Origin of the sequence: Paenibacillus sp. S28, from assembly GCF_016624415.1 — a bacterium.
Classification (GTDB): domain Bacteria; phylum Bacillota; class Bacilli; order Paenibacillales; family Paenibacillaceae; genus Paenibacillus_AQ; species Paenibacillus_AQ favisporus.
On the sequence record NZ_JACVTM010000001.1, the window covers coordinates 928,011 to 945,999 of the forward strand.

The window sequence follows — 17,989 nt, forward strand, 5'->3', positions numbered from 1 at the left end:
CCCTACACATCGTTCAGTTCCGTGGCAAATCGGGTATCGTACTTCCTGAATGTCAACGGTCCGAGCATGCCGGTGGACACGATGTGTTCTTCCTCCTTGACAGCCATTCACGAAGCCTGCGAACATCTTCGCCGGGACGAGTGCGAGGTCGCCATCGCAGGAGGGGTAAACCTATATCTTCACCCTTCAAGCTATACCTTGTTAAGCGCGCAAAACATGCTGTCCGCGGACGGAAAATGCCGCAGCTTCGGCGAAGGAGCTAACGGTTTCGTACCCGGCGAGGGCGTCGGCGTCGTCATTTTGAAGCCCTTGTCCACCGCCGTGCGTGATCGGGATAACATCCATGCCGTCATCCGAAGCACCAGCATTAATCACGGAGGCAAAACGAACGGTTATACCGTTCCAAGCCCGAAAGCTCAAGGTGATCTGATCCGGGCCGCACTCGACAAAGCTGGCGTCGACGCCAGAACGATTACTTATCTTGAAGCCCACGGAACCGGAACCGAACTGGGCGATCCCATCGAGATTAAGGGTCTCACCCAGGCGTTTGCTGTGGATACGAAGGATACCGGTTTCTGTGCAATCGGTTCGGCCAAATCCAACATCGGTCATTTGGAGGCGGCAGCCGGCATCGCCGGCTTGACCAAAATCGTTCTGCAGATGAAGCACCGGAAGCTCGTTCCAAGCCTACATGTTTCACGGCTGAATCCCAATATTTCTTTTCAGAAGACGCCGTTTAAAGTGCAGCAGCATATGGAGGACTGGCAAAGGCCGATGATCCAGGAGGAAGGAAAAAAGCATGTCTATCCACGCAGGGCAGGTATTTCCTCGTTTGGTGCCGGAGGATCCAATGCCCATACCATCCTGGAGGAGTATTTGCCGGATGAACCGGGAATTACCCGGTTATCGCCTAAGCAACGAAAGCAGTCCATCATCGTCATCTCTGCCAAAAATGAAGCCGGCTTAAAGATGAGAGCGCAGCAGCTGCTCAAGGCCGTCCACGGCGAATTCGCGCTTGAAGCTGATATCGGCGACATTGCTTATACGCTGCAGGTAGGCAGAGAGGCTATGGAGGAACGGTTGGCATTTCTGGCGGGTTCCATGGAAGATCTGAGGTTTACATTGGAGCAGTTTGTCAGCGATCAGCAACGAAGCCTTCAGGACGGACTTTTCCGCGGGACCGTCATGGGGGGTGCCCAGGTAGAGGTCCAAGCCGAAATCGACCGGAACATCGAGGCATGGGTCCGGGATGAACAGTTCAGACCTGTAGCGGAACTCTGGGTGCAGGGCGCCGCACTTGACTGGGAACGGCTGTACGTGGACATGAAACCGAGGCGCATCAGCCTGCCGGGGTATCCTTTTGCCAAGGAGCGATACTTCATCAGAGATCAGGTGAGACGCACGCCGATCGTCAATAAAGAAACGTCAGCCGTTACTATGAAGAGCACAATGGCTCAACCGTCCACCGGCAAAGGACGGAGAGCGGAGATGCTCGGTCTGCAAGCAGTGCAATGCCTGGAGCTGGACGTGAAGGAGCAGATTTCGGGAATTCTTCATCTTCCCGTGGAGCGGCTGAATCTCAGCACCAATTTGGCGGATTTCGGATTTGATTCGATCAGCCTGTCCCAACTGGCAGCCCGGCTCTCCGGGCTACTCGGGATTGACCTTTCTCCGTCCGTCTTTTTCGGCCATTCCACGATTGAAAAGTTGTTGCATTACATGAGCCAGGAGTTTCGGGATGTCATCGCCGACTTTTACAGGGAAACGCCCGCAGCAGAGGGAGTACAGCCTCTCCCAACGCGGTTACGGACAACGGCGGTTAACACTGACGCAAAAGGACTGCCCCGTGCTTCTTTATCGTCGTCTGAAGAGCATCCGGAACCCGTCGCCATCATCGGCATAAGCGGCCGGTTTCCCGGAGCAAGAGACATCGAAGAAATGTGGTCCGTCCTTGCCGGGGGGCGCATCGAGGTTTCGGAAATCCCGGATGACCGGTTTGACTGGCGTTCGTATTACAGTGATTCCGGAAGTGCAGCGGGGTCCATGGACAGCAAATGGCTGGGAAGTCTTCCCGGTGTCAGGGAGTTCGATCCCTTATTCTTCGATATCGCTCCGAAGGATGCGGAAACGATGGATCCCAGGCAGCGACTTCTGCTGCAGGAAGCGTGGAAAGCGTTGGAACATGCAGGATATGGAGATGCCCAAATTAAGCAGGGGCGTATCGGCATGTTCGTCGGTGCCGAGCAAGGGGATTATCAGCAGCTCCTGCACGAACAAGGAATTACCTCCAACCATAATGCGATCCTTGCGGCAAGGCTTTCTTATTTCCTGGATTTGAAGGGACCTGTGCTAACGGTCGACACTGCTTGCTCATCCGGACTTGCCGCCGCACATCAAGCTTGCCTTAGCCTCCGCAGCGGCGAATGCGATACCGCTATTGCTGCAGGCGTGAATTTGATGCTTACTCCTGCTCCATACTTGGCGATGAGCAAGGCCGGTATGCTCTCCAAAGACGGGAAATGCTTGACGTTCGATAAGCGGGCGAACGGCTTGGTTCCCGGAGAGGCGGTTGCCGTTGTCGTACTGAAAAGGCTCTCCAAGGCGGAAGAGGATGGAGACCCGATCCTGGGTGTCATCCGCGGCAGCGGAATCAATTACGACGGCAGAACCAACGGAATTACTGCACCGAGCGCGGTTGCGCAGACGGAACTGATCCAGTCGGTGTACGATCAGGCCGGGATTCATCCGGAGCATATCGAATATATCGTCTCGCACGGGACAGGAACCAAATTGGGGGATCCGGTTGAGGTAGGCGCGTTGCAGGAAGCATTTAGACGTTACACGGATCAAAAAGGCTTCTGTGCCATCTCATCCAACAAGCCTCATTTTGGACACACGTTTGCCGCTTCCGGACTGGTCAATCTGATTCATTTGGTTCAGGCGTTCCGTCATGAGCTGATTCCTGGCAGCACACATTTGGAGCAGGGTAATGATTTTATACAGTGGGAAAACAGTCCCGTATATGTCAGCAGGGAGAGTGTCCCCTGGCCGGAAACGGAATCCGGACGCTTGGGTGCGGTAAGCGCCTTCGGCATGAGCGGCACGAATGTTCACATGGTTGTTCAAAGCTACGCTTCATGCCCTGAGCCCGAAACAGGAGTGGAACCCTCCCATTTCCTGTTCGCCCTTTCCGCCAAAACGAAAGAAGCGCTGGAAACCAAAGCCCGTGAATTGGCGGAATGGCTGCAAAAGGACTCCTTTACCGAACAGAATCTTGTAAACGTATGCTATACGCTGCTGACGGGAAGGCAGCACTTCCAGCACAGAATGGCGGTGGTGGCCAGAAATGTGCAGGAAGCCATTTTCCTATTGGCAGCATCCGGCGGAAGAGACAAACAGGCGAACCGTTTTACGGGAAAAGTAGCTGTTGATTTTGTCGGACAAAGCATGATCGGTCAATATGCATCCGACTTAACCCGCAGAGCTGCGGAACAGGAAGAACCAGAGGATACATATAAGGAAATCCTATTGGTCTTGGCGGATCTCTACTGCCAGGGATATTCCGTTGATGGAACTACCCTTTATGCCGGTTGCTTTCCACGCCGAATCGAACTGCCGCCCTATCCATTCGAAAGGGAACATTATTGGGCCGCCCATCAGAAATCGATGCCAACAACCCAAGAGCAAGGTTGGCTAAGCGTTCAGCCGCAAAGCGTACCCCTCCAAACGGAAACGATTGGAGGAGCGCATGAGATTGCCGAGTCGGGATATCGTTCGTCCCCGCTTCCTGAGGAAAGCGAGGTGCTGATGTCGTTCGAGGAGGTTTGGGCCCGGGAGGATCTTCCACATGACGGTTCATTATCTTGGAAGCCGCGTACGCTGCTCTGTTTCCTGAACGAAGATGAGCATAAACAGCAGCTATTAGCGATGGTCCGTGAACGGAGCCCAGAGACCCGCATCATGTTTATTTCCCGCCACACCCCCGATACCGGGCTGTCAGTGGACGAGCATACCTTAACTGTCACCGATCCGAAAACGTATGCGGATGCGCTCGCCAATGTGAAAGAGCGATTCCCCGAAGTGGACTCCGTTCTGTACATGTGGGCAATGGAGAATCCGGCGTTGTCCTGCGATTATGCATCGATTGTTCATATCATTCAAGCCATGGCCTCAGCCCGCCTGAAACCGAAACAGCTGCTTCTTGCGGGGCGCTGTTCCAATCCGCTGGAACGCTGCCACTTGGAATCATGGATTGGATTCGAGCGCTCGCTTGGACAGGTCATGCAGGGCATACAGGTGACCACCGCAATATTCGCTGCGAATTCCGGCCATGAAGAAGGACCGCTGGCCTGGTTCCGGCACATCTGGGATGAGCTTGGAGCCGAACTCGGGCAAAGCGTCCTGTACGAGGGGGACGACCGCCGCGTCTGCCGGGTCCACCCGGTGGCGGATCAGGAAATAAGCACCGATGAACGAAGCGTCCGCAGCTGGATCCGGGAGGGCGGCACGTACTTGATTACCGGCGGCTGCGGTGGGATCGGATTACAGTTCGCGAAGCATGCGGCAGCTAGGCATGCCGTGAACCTGATTTTGACCGGCAGATCCACGCTGGAACCGGCCAAGCAGTCGGAGATTGACGCTTTGGAGGCGCTAGGTTGCAATGTTTATTATTTGCAAGCAGACCTTTGCGATATCGAGGCTATGCGAAACGGTTTAGATGATGCACGGCGCCGTTTTGGAAAAATAAACGGGGTCCTTCATGCGGCAGGCATCTCGGACGGCAGAAACATTCTGCAGAAAGACGCGGAAGCGTTTTTGCAAGTGCTGGCGCCCAAAATTTCCGGCACCCTGATTCTGGATGAGCTTTTGCAGTCCGATCCGCCCGAATTCGTTTGCTATTTTGGTTCTTCATCATCCGTGCTGGGCGATTTCGGCGCCTGCGACTATGCGGTGGGCAACCGTTTTGAAATGGCTTATGCACAGCATCGGGCCGATTCGGTAATCGGGAAAACACGAATCATCAATTGGCCGTTATGGAAAGAGGGCGGCATGGGCTTCCACGATCCAGACAGCACAGATATGTATTTGCGAACCAGCGGGCTGCGTCTGCTCGAGACGGGAGAGGGATTGGATGCTTTTGACCGCATTCTCGCGTCGAAACAAACGCAGGTGCTGCTACTTCCGGGCCGTCCAAGCCGCATACGCCGTTTTCTGGGCATTTCCGGGTCAGAGGCAGATCGGATACAGGAAACTCAAACGGCAATCAATGCAACCTTCCAGGTGCCTCCGGACTCTCCGGGAGGAAAAGGACGCAAAAAAGAAATGAAAGGGTGGAGCATCGAGCAGTGTCTGGAGTGGGACATAAAGGAGAGGATCGTCGAACTGCTTCACATTCCGGCCCATCATCTCGATTCCGATGAAAACTGGGCCGATTTCGGCTTTGATTCCATCCATCTGGCCCAATTTGCCACTAGGCTCAGCGAGTATTACGGTCTCGACATTTCGCCGTCGATATTTTTCGGGCAGTCGACGATTGCTAAACTGACAGGCTATTTCATGGATGAATATGAAAAACCCATGCTGTCCTTCTATGCGGAAGGGCTGGACAGATCGGCAGAAGCAGCCAAAGCGAACGAGGAACAGATTCTGCTTGTCTCCGGAATACGGGAGCCTGCCGCGGATTCGAGCAGTCGCCTGGCTGCGCGCCCAAGCCCGATACAAGCTCCGGAAGCCGGTCAAGCCGAGATTACCCGACCACATGTGTCGGAACTCTCGCATTCGGTGTCGGAAGCCACAGGTGACCGAACGGAGCCTGTCGCCATCATTGGAATGAGCGGACGATTCCCTGGAGCCAGAACGATCGATGACATGTGGACCATTTTGTCGGAAGGAAAATCGGCCGTTTCGGAGGTGCCTCTGGACCGCTTTGACTGGCAGCATCATACCCGCGAGGCCGAAGCAGTCGGAGACAAGGTATTCTGCCGGTGGTCCGGAACGATTCCCGGTGTCGGCGAATTCGACCCCTTGTTCTTTGAGATCTCCCCCAAGGAGGCGGAATGGATCGATCCGCGCCAGCGTCTGCTGGTACAGGAAGCCTGGCGGGCGCTGGAGGATGCCGGATATGGGGAAGAACGGCTCAAGTCAAGCACGATCGGCATGTTCGTCGGCGTTGAGGAAGGCGACTATCATTTGTTGACTAAAGAGCAGGGCAGCATCACTTCCAATCACAATGCGATCCTGGCAGCAAGATTATCCTACGTACTCAATTTGTCGGGGCCGAATATGGCGATTAACACCGCATGCTCTTCCGGGCTGGTGGCAGTGCATCAAGCCTGCATGAGCCTACGAAACGGGGAATGCGACACAGCCGTCGCCGCAGGCGTCAACCTGATGCTTACACCTGATGCCTACGACGGCATCAGCCATGCGGGCATCCTGTCGGAGGACGGAACATGCTACGCCTTTGATCAGCGGGCCAACGGAACGGTTCCGGGCGAAGCGGTTGCGGTCATCGTACTGAAACGCTTGTCGAAAGCAGTGGCCGATCGGGACCCGATCTATGCGGTGATCCGCGGAAGCGGCGTCAATTATGACGGAAAGACCAACGGCATCACGGCACCGAGCGAAATGGCACAAGCACGCTTGATTCGTGACGTCTACCAGCAGTATCACATTGACCCGGAACGGATCGAGTATATCGTCACGCACGGCACCGGAACCAAGCTTGGCGACCCGGTCGAAATCAACGCTTTGAATGAGGCGTTCCGGACCTTTACGGGCAAACGGCGGTATTGTGCGGTAACGTCAGCCAAAACCAATTTCGGACATACTTTTGCAGCCTCCGGCCTCGTCAGCCTGATCAATCTGGTGATGGCCATGCGTCATGGCGTCATTCCAGCAAGCCTGAATTTCGAGCGTGAAAATGAGTATATCCGTTGGGACGACAGTCCGTTTTACGTCAATGGGGTCAGACGGACATGGGACGTATCCGGAAAGGGCACCCGGGTCGGTGCCGTCAGTGCCTTCGGCATGAGCGGGACCAATGCGCATATGGTGGTGGAAAGCTATCCGGATGCGGCAAACCGGGCGACAGCCGGAAATCCGCCGTATTACCTGCTTCTATTGTCGGCCAAGACCAAGGAAGCCCTGAGGACCCGGGCGGAGGACTTGACCGAATACCTGGCTGCCGGGGATCGGTCCGATGAAGAACTTAAGGAGATCAGCTACACCCTGCTTCAAGGTCGGCAGCATTTTCAATACCGGTCGGCTGTCGTGATTCGAGACTTGTCGGATGCCCAAAACGTGCTGCGGCAGTCCCTTCAGGGTATGAACTCCCCTCATTACGTGGAGGGCAGGGTATCGCGCCAATTCACCGCCCAACGGGCATTGAACCAGTATGTCGATGAGCTGATGCGGCAAAGCCAAAGTCAACGGGGAGATGCGCAAACCTACCGGGACACGCTGCTCGCTCTGGCGGATTTGTACTGCCAAGGCTATTCCTTAGATGGAGATCGGTTGTTTGGCGAGGAACCGCCGGGCTTTGTCCATTTGCCAACCTACCCTTTTGCCCGTGAATATTATTGGGTGAAGGCGGTACAAGGCCAGGAGGATGCCGCGTCCGCAAAGGTAATATCCATTCGGGAAAAGAGTGATAAGGATCTCTCCTCACGTGGAGATAGAGAGCCTACTCTGCCGAAGGATGGAATAATTCCGAATGACGTTAGAATCCAATCGGAACAGGATGGACAGATGCGTACCAACGGGCGCCATGATGAAACAACGGCGCTGGCGGCAGCGGCAGTCGGCCATTTAAGAACGATCGTGGCCGAGGTCACCGGCGTTCCCTACGATCGGCTGGAGGATGAGGCCTCCTTTGAGGAAATCGGTCTCGATTCCTTGATGATCACCGGATTGAACGCCAAAGTCGAACAGTGGATCGGAACGCTGGAGTCCACCTTGTTCTATCAATATAACAATATCCAGCAGCTCGCCGACTATTTGGCGGTTCATCACAAGGAGGCGGTGGAGTGCCTGCTTCCCGATGTTTCCGAGCCCTTACCAATCCATATTTCTGCTCCAAAAGATCGGAAATTGGCCAAGCAGGCTTCCCTTGTGGAGGAGACAGTCCCTGCACCATCTCACCGGGAAAGCCAAGATTCAGCGACTAAGAACGAGGCAGGTCCAGATGCCGGCGCCATATCTGGGCTAAACCTAAGCCCAAATGGAGGACAGAACGGAGCTGTCGATATTGCCATCGTCGGTTTGGCTGGTCGATATCCCCTGGCGGATACGTTGGATCAGTTTTGGTCGAATCTTTATGAAGGTAAAGACTGCATCGAAGAGATTCCTGCAAAGCGCTGGCCGCTAAAAGGCTTCTATGAGCCGGATCGGACCAAGGCGGTGGCAAACGGGCTGAGCTATAGCAAATGGGGCGGTTTCCTGGATCGGATCGAATACTTTGACCCGCTATTTTTCAACATCTCGCCTCGGGATGCCATGTACATGGATCCGCAGGAAAGGTTGTTTCTCGAGACGGCCTGGGCATGCGTGGAAGATGCCGGATATACCCGCGATTCGTTGAGACAAGACGGTTACGGGAACCAGATCGGCGTATTCGTGGGAGCAACGTTTAACAATTACCAGCTTTATATGGCTGATGCCGCGAACAAAGCCAATCAGGAGGAATACCTCGCAACGAGCCAAATGTTCTCGATCGCCAACAGAGTCTCCTACGTGATGAACTTTACCGGACCGAGCCTCACGGTGGATACCGCCTGCTCCTCATCCCTGTATGCTGTGCATCTGGCCTGCGAAAGCATCCGAAACGGCCAATCACGGCTGGCCATTGCAGGCGGCGTGAATTTATCGATTCATCCCAGCAAATACGTGACGCTCTGCCAGGGACAATTCAATGCATCGGATGGACGCTGCCGGGCATTTGCCGAGGGGGGGACCGGATATGTTCCGTCCGAAGCAGTTGGCGCCGTCCTGCTGAAACCGCTGGATGAAGCAATCCGGGATCATGACCAAATCTATGGGGTGATCAAAGGAACCGCTGTCAGTCATGCGGGCAAAACCAACGGATATACTGTTCCCAGCCCGGTTTCCCAATCCCAGGCGATCGACAAAGCGCTGGGACAGAGCGGAATTCATCCGCGAACCATCAGCTGCATCGAAGCCCACGGCACAGGAACAGCGCTCGGCGACCCGATCGAAGTGAAGGGACTGACCGACGTCTTCACCCGATATACCGATGCAAAAGGTTACTGTTCCATCTCGTCCGTAAAATCGAACATCGGGCATGCCGAAGCGGCCGCCGGGATTGCCCAATTAACCAAAGTGCTGCTTCAGATGAAGCACCGGACGCTGGTTCGTAATGTGATGCACGCCGGACTGAATCCCAACATCGATTTTGGTCGAACGCCTTTTACCGTACAGACGGCAACCGCTCCATGGGAGCGACCGGTCATTGACGGCAGGGAATACCCGCGCAGATCCGGCATTTCTTCGTTCGGGGCGGGTGGTGCAAATGCGCATGTCATCGTGGAAGAATACAACACCGATCCGCTGGATCACCACAACGATAATGGAACCGTTAACCGAGCCTTGATTTTGTTGTCCGCCAAAAACGAGGACCGGCTCAAGGCCCAAGCGGAGCGGCTGCTGTCCTCGATACGCCGCGGGCAGTGGTCCGATGAGCAGCTGCCGGACCTTGCTTACACCCTTCAAGTCGGGCGCGAGGCGATGGAGGAAAGGCTGGGCTTAATCGTTCAGAGCCTCGAGGAGCTTGAGAAGAAGCTCGATGCTTTTATGCAAGGAAGAGGGCTCGGCAAAATCTACGTTCGGGGACAGGCTAAACGGAATAAAGAGATTGTGTCCGTCATTGAGGCAGACGCCGACTTTCAGGAGACAGTGCTGAAATGGATGGAACGGGATAAATACGATCAGTTATTGGGACTGTGGGTGAAAGGACTGAATGTGGATTGGAGCCTCCTTTACGGAGAACGTAAACCATTCCGCATCAGTCTGCCAACGTATCCTTTTGCAGGTGAACCATACTGGGTTCCTGAGATTGAGAACTTATCCGCGCCTCGAGATGATCAGGCGGCATCTAGCGGTCCCCGGTCCGCTGTTCTTCATCCGCTATTGCATCGCAACACTTCGGACATATCGGGCGTCCGATTCAGTTCCACGTTCGATGGGACGGAATTCTTCCTGGCGGATCATGTGGTAAAGGGAAAACCAGTCCTTCCTGGCGTCGCTTATCTGGAGATGGCAATTCAAGCCGTGACACTAGCGATGCCGGAATCCGGCCTTCAGCACAGACATCCCGATATCCGGTTGAAAAACGTGGTGTGGGCCCGGCCGATCGCGATAGAGGGAACGCCAGTGGAAGTCCATGTGGATCTGCTCCAAGATGAACACGGCGAGATTGCCTACGAAGTTTATACCGTCCAACATCAAGCGGATGAGCAGGCGGAAGTGACCCTGCACAGTCAGGGTTCTGCGACCGTCGGCAGCTGTGGTGAGCGTCCGGTGATCGACTTACAGAAGGCCCGGTCCCGCTGCCGTCCCGATCCGATCCCTCCCGAAGAGCTTTATGCGCTTTACGGCAGCATGGGGATTCAATACGGTCCGGCACATCAAGGAATTCGGGGGATATGGACGGGAGACGGGCAGGTCGTGGCAGAAATCGCGCTTCCTGACGCACTGGCGGGAACGGAAGCGGATTTCCTGCTTCATCCAAGCCTGCTCGATTCCGTGCTTCAGGCGACCCTCGGCTTCGTGATGGGGCCGGACCGGAAGGCGGAAGGAGAGACAAAACCCGGTCTTCCGTTCGCGCTGCAAGAACTGGAAGTCTATGGCCGCTGCCCCGAAGCGGTGTGGGCGGTGATCCGATTTAGCGAAGACCACAAGCCTAACAGCCCGGTTCAACGGGTGGATATTGATGTATGCGATGAGATCGGAACGGTCATGGTGCGCATGAAAGGATTTTCCACCAGGATGCTGGAGGCGGCCTCGGCCGTTAAAGGACCGGAAGACGATGCCGGCGTGCTGTTGTTTGAGCCCATTTATTCGGAGAGTCCAGCGCCACTGTACGAAGGGATTCCGTCCTATGCCAGCCGCTTCGTGTTCCTGTGCGATTTGGAAGAAGCCTCCGCTATCCGTATAAACTCCAAAGAGTCGGCATTACCTACCCGGTTTGTCGCACTAAACATGGCGACCGGAAACATGGCGGAGCGTTATGCTTCATATGTGGAAGCCGTGTTCACCGAGATCCGGAGCGTTTTACGGCAGAAACCGAAGGATCGGGTTCTCGTCCAGGTGGTGATGCCGACCCGCGAGGAGCACCGGTATCTCGCAGGACTTGGCGGTCTATTGAAAGCCGCGCAGTCGGAGAGCTCCAAGCTGGTGGGCCAAGTAATTGAGCTTGATCGCATCGATTCCGGCCTTATCAACCGATTGGACGAGTGTGCGAAATGTCCGGGCGATTCCCGGATCCGCTATGCGGACGGCAAACGCTGGACAGCAGGATGGAGCGAGCTTGCAGGCAAATCGGACATGCTAGCGCTGCCATGGAAAGATCGTGGCGTATACTTGATCACCGGCGGCACAGGCGCCTTGGGATTGATGTTTGCCCGGGAAATCGCAAGTCAGGTTCAATCGCCGACTTTGATCCTCACCGGCCGTTCGCCGCAATCCGCTGCTGTGGAGCGAGCGATGCGCGATTTAAGCGACGCCGGAGCCCAAGTGATATACAAACAGGCGGACGTGGCAGACCATGAGCAAACGGCGGACCTGCTCCGGTGGGCAGCGGAACGGCATGGAACGATTAACGGGATCATTCATGCGGCAGGCATCATCCGTGATAATTTAATCGTCAACAAAGAGGTCGACGAGCTGCTGGGCGTGCTGTCAGCAAAAGTCGCAGGTCTTGTGAACTTGGACGAAGCTAGCCGCGAGCAGCCGCTGGACGTTCTGATTGCGTTCTCCTCCGTGGCCGGAGCCACGGGCAATCCGGGGCAAGCCGATTACTCGGCAGCCAACGCTTTTATGGATGCCTATGCCGCCTACAGAAACCATTTGGCCCAAGCGGGACAGCGGCATGGACGCATGCTGTCGGTCAATTGGCCGCTGTGGAAGGAAGGCGGCATGTCCGTGGATGAGGACGTCGTAAAAATCATGCGCCAAACATTGGGCACCTGGCCGATGGAAACCGGGGATGGAATCCGTGCCCTATATCAGGGGCTGGCTGCGGGAGCGGATCAGGTTGTAGCCATGGCCGGGCTCGGTTCAAAAATCCGTGCCAGAATGCTGCCATCGAATCCGTTGCCTTCAGCAGTACAAGTACAGGATGCCGATATGCCATCCAGGGAAACAGGTGCTGATACGTTGGAACAGATTTACACCGTGCTGCGGAAAAGTGTCTCCCATCTCCTCAAAGTCAAAGAGGAAGATATCGACGCCGATTCCGAGTTCAGCGATTACGGATTCGATTCCATTTCATTGACCCAATTGGCCAATCTGCTGAATGAAAAGTACCCGTTGGAGCTTACGCCAACGCTGTTCTTTGAGTACACGACGCTGGGCAGCTTTGCAGAATACTTGCTGGACCGTCATGCCGATGCATTTTCGGATCGTGCCGCTCCGGAAACCAGCCAAGCTGCAGCTCATGTATCTTCAAACGTCCGTTTTGCTGATGACGAGGATTCAGAGGACGCACTGCCGAATGCGGCAGAGCACACGATCCCTGTTATGCAGCCAAGGGGCGGATATCCCAGGCGATCCCGTGCTCCGTTGAGCGGAAAATCGGTAACAGATTCAGGACATGACGATTTAACCGTGCCTCCGGAAACCCCTGTTGTGATGACGATCCCCGAGCCCGAGCCGGTTGCGATTGTCGGTGTCAGCGGTGTCTTCCCGGGTGCAAAGAACATCCATGAATTTTGGAGAAATATTATAGACGGAAATAGCGCCATCACCGAGATTCCTTCGGATCGATGGGACTGGCGGGATTACGCTGGCGAATCCGCGGCGGAAGGAACGGTAACCAGCCTGAAATGGGGAGGCTTCATCGATGGGGTCAAAGATTTTGATCCCTTGTTTTTCAGTATTTCGCCAAGGGAAGCGGAACTGATGGACCCACAGCAAAGGCTGTTGCTGATGGAAGCCTGGAGGGCTGTGGAAGATGCGGGCATCGCAGTGCAGCGGCTATCCGATCATAGTACAGGTGTCTTTGTTGCCGCCGGTCCAGGGGACTATATGAGCATGACGGGCATCGAACAAGGAAATCCGCAAGCCATGACCGGCGTCGTTCCTTCGCTGATTCCGAACCGGATTTCCTATGCGCTGAATCTGCACGGACCAAGCGAATATTATGAAACCGCATGTTCGTCCACGCTGGTGGCCCTCCATCGTGCCGTCCGTTCCATTCAGGGCGGGGAATGCGATCAGGCGATTGTGGGCGCCGTGAATCTGTTGATTTCACCCGATCCTTTCGTCGGATTTGAATCGATGGGATATTTAAGCCCCGAGGGACGGGCATCATCGTTTCAGCCGGATGCGAGCGGATTCGTCCGCAGCGAAGGGGTCGGTGCCGTCATGCTGAAACCTCTGTCCCGTGCCATAGCGGACCGGCACGAAATTTACGCCGTTATTCGAGGGACCGGCATATCTCATGGCGGCAAAGGCATGTCTCTAACATCGCCCAATGCCCAAGGGATGAAGACGGCAATGAAGCAAGCTTTCCGCCAGTCCGGTATCGATCCGAGGACTGTTTCGTACATCGAAGCGCATGGGATTGCGTCTCCAATAGCAGACGGAGTCGAAATCCATTCCCTCAAAACAGGCTATCTTGAGATGGCGGAGGAAATCTCCCCCAAACCGTGGAATGATCCGTGCTATATCGGTTCGCTTAAGCCGCTAATCGGACACTGCGAGGTCGCTTCAGGAATGGCGTCTCTCATCAAAGTGCTCTGCGCTTTCCGGCATAAGGTGATACCTGGAATACACGGTTTTACGGAGCCGAGCGGCCAAATTTCCTTGAATGGCACTCCGCTGCGGCTGACCTCGGAGCACTTGACTTGGTCCGCATTGACGGATGCGGAAGGGCGGGAGCTTCCACGGAGGGCCGCGTTGAACAGTTTCGGGATCGGAGGGGTGAACGGACATATCCTTCTGGAGGAGTACACCTCTCAACATACGAAGGCGGCACAGGAACATCCATCAAACAGGAAGCACCTATTTGCTTTGTCTGCGCGAAATGGGGACCGCTTGAAAGCCTATGCCCGTCAGATGCTTGAGTATGTCGAGGGCATGGAGCGTCTGCCGCTCGCGGACATGGCGTTTACGCTTCAGCTTGGCAGAGAAGCCATGCATTCGCGCCTCGCCCTGATCGCCGGCACCCGTGAGGAACTGCTTGCCGGATTAAGTGCATTTTTGCAGGATGGCAAAATAACCGGATCAACAGTATCTTGTGCGGTTTCTATTGCCGTCGGCAGCGCAGAAAGCCCGCCAAAGGATGTTTCGGAGCAGGATGTAGCCGAATGGATAGCAGCTGAAAATATTCAGAAGCTTGCGGCTTATTGGGTACAGGGCGTCAGGGTGCCATGGGAGCAGCTGTATCAAGGAAGCAAACAATGCCGAATCCCGCTGCCAACTTATCCATTTGAAACCAGAAGGTGCTGGCGCGAAGTCCCGATGAGCCGCCGGGACGCGGAGGGTACAGCCAAGATGAACAACCTGGCCTGGGAGGAGACGGAGGCAGCCGCTGCCGCCATACAGGCAGGCAAACGAATCACTGGAGTCGTAAGCGCCCTGCTTGGGATGGATCCTGAAGAAATGAATCCCGACCTTCCGCTGGATCAATATGGACTCGATTCGATTCTGTTCATGCAGCTGCTGCAGCGGCTGCAGCAGCACATCGATCCGGGAATCGACTTATCGAGCCTTCAGGAATGCCATACTCTTAAAGATTTGATTCGGATTGTCCCGCCATCCGTTGTCCAAACACAGCGGGACAATCCCATTGATGGCGAACAGCGGGTTATACGCGAAGTCAGGACATGGCCAGCCTTTCCGGAGCTGATTTTGCTGAACTCAGGTTTCCGGACGCTGCGGCCGGTTTTCTGGTTTCACGGCGGCCTTGGCGGCGTAGAGATGTACCAGGATCTATCACGCCAGAGCGATCGACCATTCTATGGCATTCAGGCAAGAGGATGGATGTCTGAGCGGGCGCCGCTTCAGGGGGTGGCCGCTATGGCAGCCTATTATGTGCATATGATTCTCTCCGTGCAACCCGAGGGGCCGTACGATCTGGGCGGCTACTCCCTTGGCGGCGTGTTGGCCTACGAAGTTGCGAGACAGCTTCAAGAGCTGGAGCACAAGGTAAATACCATTGTCATGCTCGATTCCCCGTATGGCGAAGCTTTTCAGCAAGGGGAGATTTCCAGGCCGACAGCGGTGCTGCAGGCGGTCAATCTCGCCTTGGCTTCAAACCAATTTCAGCGTCCGGACACTTTTGCCGAAGCCCTCATCCACAGGGACGAGCTGGAGCTTGCCTCGGACGAAGAAGGGCTCCTGCGGCAGCTTATACAGCTAGGTTACGGGCGGGGTTTAACCAAAACGGAGCAGCAGATCCGCGCGATGATCGATGCAAATATCAAAATGCAGCACGCATACCAGTTTGACCGTTTCTCGGTGAAGCCGCTCAGTAATGCAGCGGAGATCACCTGCTATTATTTCCGTAACAAACGAGGCTTGATTTTCGGAGAGCTCGAACCGTACTTTTCCATTCACGAAGACACAACACCATTGGACCAAGCGGCTTATTGGGAAGAATGGGAGCGGCAGTTCCCCAACATTCACATGATTGACATTGATCCCTCCAATCATATGGTGCTGCTCTCGGAACCTCAGTCTTATGAGAAGATCTACGAGTTCTGCGCCCGGTTATATTCGAAGGAAGGTGCTTCGGAGGCATTTCTGAACGATTTTAAAAGAAGAACGGCAAACGCGATAAGCGGCTAAGCGCGCATCCCGGTCGTGAGGCTGTATGCTCCGCCATTCGACCGGGACCTGCGCTTCCGTTGAAGAACAGGAGAGGGGGGAGCTCAACTGAGCTATGATGTTTATCCGCTGCGAACCGTTTCCCTGCCTTTTATTAATTACACGTATATCGTGGTGGATTCCCGCACACGCCAAGGCATGCTGGTTGATCCGGCTTGGGACATCCAAATCATTACAGGTAAACTGAAGGAGCTGCAAGTGAAAGTGCAAGGAATCCTGCTGACGCATTCCCATCAAGACCATGTTCATCTAGCATCAGAGTTAACGGAAATTTACGGTTGTGCCGTCTACATGTCCGCGATAGAGGTAGAGGACTATGGCTTCAGATGCAAAAATTTGATAAAGGTGTATGATAGAGAGAGACTGCGCTTTGGAGAAACTACGGTGACGTGCATCTGGACGCCAGGGCACACCTCGGGAAGCATGTGCTACTTTCTGCGGGAATGCGTGTTCACTGGGGATACGCTTTTCATTGAAGGGTGCGGGGGATGTCAATTTAGAGGGAGCTCAGCAGACCAGATGTTTGACAGCATTCAAAAAATCAAAGCCAGTGTTACACCCGACATGCGCGTTTTTCCCGGCCATTCGTTCGGTGAAGCTCCCGGTGCAAGCTTTTCCCACTTGTATGACCGGAACATTTACGTGCAGCTGGAGTCCCGCAAGCACTTTGTCGACTTCCGTATGAGACCAAACCAAAGCCAAGCGTACCATTTTCAATAATCTGGAGGTTACTTCAACATCATGGCAAAACCCGTCGTTTTCTTGTTTCCCGGTCAAGGCTCCCAATATTACCAGATGGGAATCGAACTTTACGAACGGCATTCCGGATTCCGGGCATGGATGGACCGGATGGACCGGTGGCTGTATCAGTCGGCGGGCAGGTCTGTCGCCTTGGAATTGTACGATAGCGTCCGTAAAACGGGCGAACCTCTGGATCATTTATCCTACAGTCATCCGGCCATCTTTATGGTGGAATATGCATTGGCGCAGGTGATGATAGAAAACGGGGTATATCCGGATATCGTGCTGGGGACGAGCTTAGGCGAGTTTGCATCCTGTGCCGTTGCCGGCGTTATCGATTGGGAAACGGCTTTGGAGCTTGTTGCCGCTCAAGCCGACGTGGTCCAGCAGACTTGCGAGCCGGGCGGCATGATCGCCATCGTAAGCGATCCCGCGATGTTCGAGCAAACCGTTGAGCTGCATGCGCACACCGAGCTGGCCGCCGTGAATTTTCATTCCCACTTCGTCGTATCCGGCACAGCGGAAGGCATCCGGCAGGCCAAAGCATTCTTAACGCAAACCCGGACTGCCCATCAGGTGCTGCCTGTGCGCTACGGCTTTCACTCCGCATCAATCGACGCAGCGGAGACGGCGTATAAATCTTATTTGAAAGGGATCAAGTTTAACCGGCCGCAGGTGAAACTGATTTCCGGTCTATATGGGATGGGCATCACGTCGTTATCTTCAGACTATGTCTGGGACGCCGTTCGACATCCGATCCGTTTTCTGGAAGCGATCCAGCGGCTGAGCCCTTCGGAGCATATCTGCGTAGATTTAGGGCCGTCCGGAACGCTCGCGAATTTCACAAAGCATCTGTGGAAAGCATTATCCGGTTCAGGAGTGTACAGCGTGCTCAGTCCTTTTCAAAAGGATTTGGACCGGTTGGAAACGACGATACGCCGAATACAGCAAGAGTAGCGGTATTCTTGATCTAATCCCATTCCCACAAGCTGGGGATGGGATTTTTTTATGGGAATAAGTGTGAATAGAGCATGCATGGATGCTTACACAACTGCACCAAACCGGATTGAAAACGTAAATGATAACGTAATATATATTATGTTAACCAAAATTGGCTGATACAATTTTCTATTTATCACATTTATATTTAATATCATTAATAATATTCTCATTTCCCTGC

The 17,989-nt window shown here is 54.6% G+C and carries 3 protein-coding genes (1 of these 3 running past the window's edge); all 3 read left to right on the forward strand.

What is annotated here, in order from left to right; all coding sequences use genetic code 11:
- Positions 1-16,029, forward strand: the 3' portion of a protein-coding gene (locus IAE55_RS03965) for an SDR family NAD(P)-dependent oxidoreductase (protein ID WP_200630984.1). The gene continues 2,274 nt to the left of window position 1, outside the view; the window shows 16,029 of its 18,303 coding nt (coding positions 2,275-18,303); its start codon lies beyond the left edge, outside the window; it ends in the stop codon at positions 16,027-16,029.
- Between the two features lie 147 nt (positions 16,030-16,176).
- Complete coding sequence (locus IAE55_RS03970) at positions 16,177-16,788, forward strand: MBL fold metallo-hydrolase (RefSeq protein ID WP_325168601.1); 612 nt, start codon at positions 16,177-16,179, stop codon at positions 16,786-16,788.
- Positions 16,789-16,809: 21 nt separating this feature from the next.
- Positions 16,810-17,766 carry an acyltransferase domain-containing protein gene (locus IAE55_RS03975; protein WP_200630985.1) on the forward strand — a complete coding sequence of 319 codons (957 nt, stop codon included), beginning with the start codon at positions 16,810-16,812 and terminating at the stop codon, positions 17,764-17,766.
- The last annotated feature ends 223 nt before the right edge of the window (positions 17,767-17,989 follow it).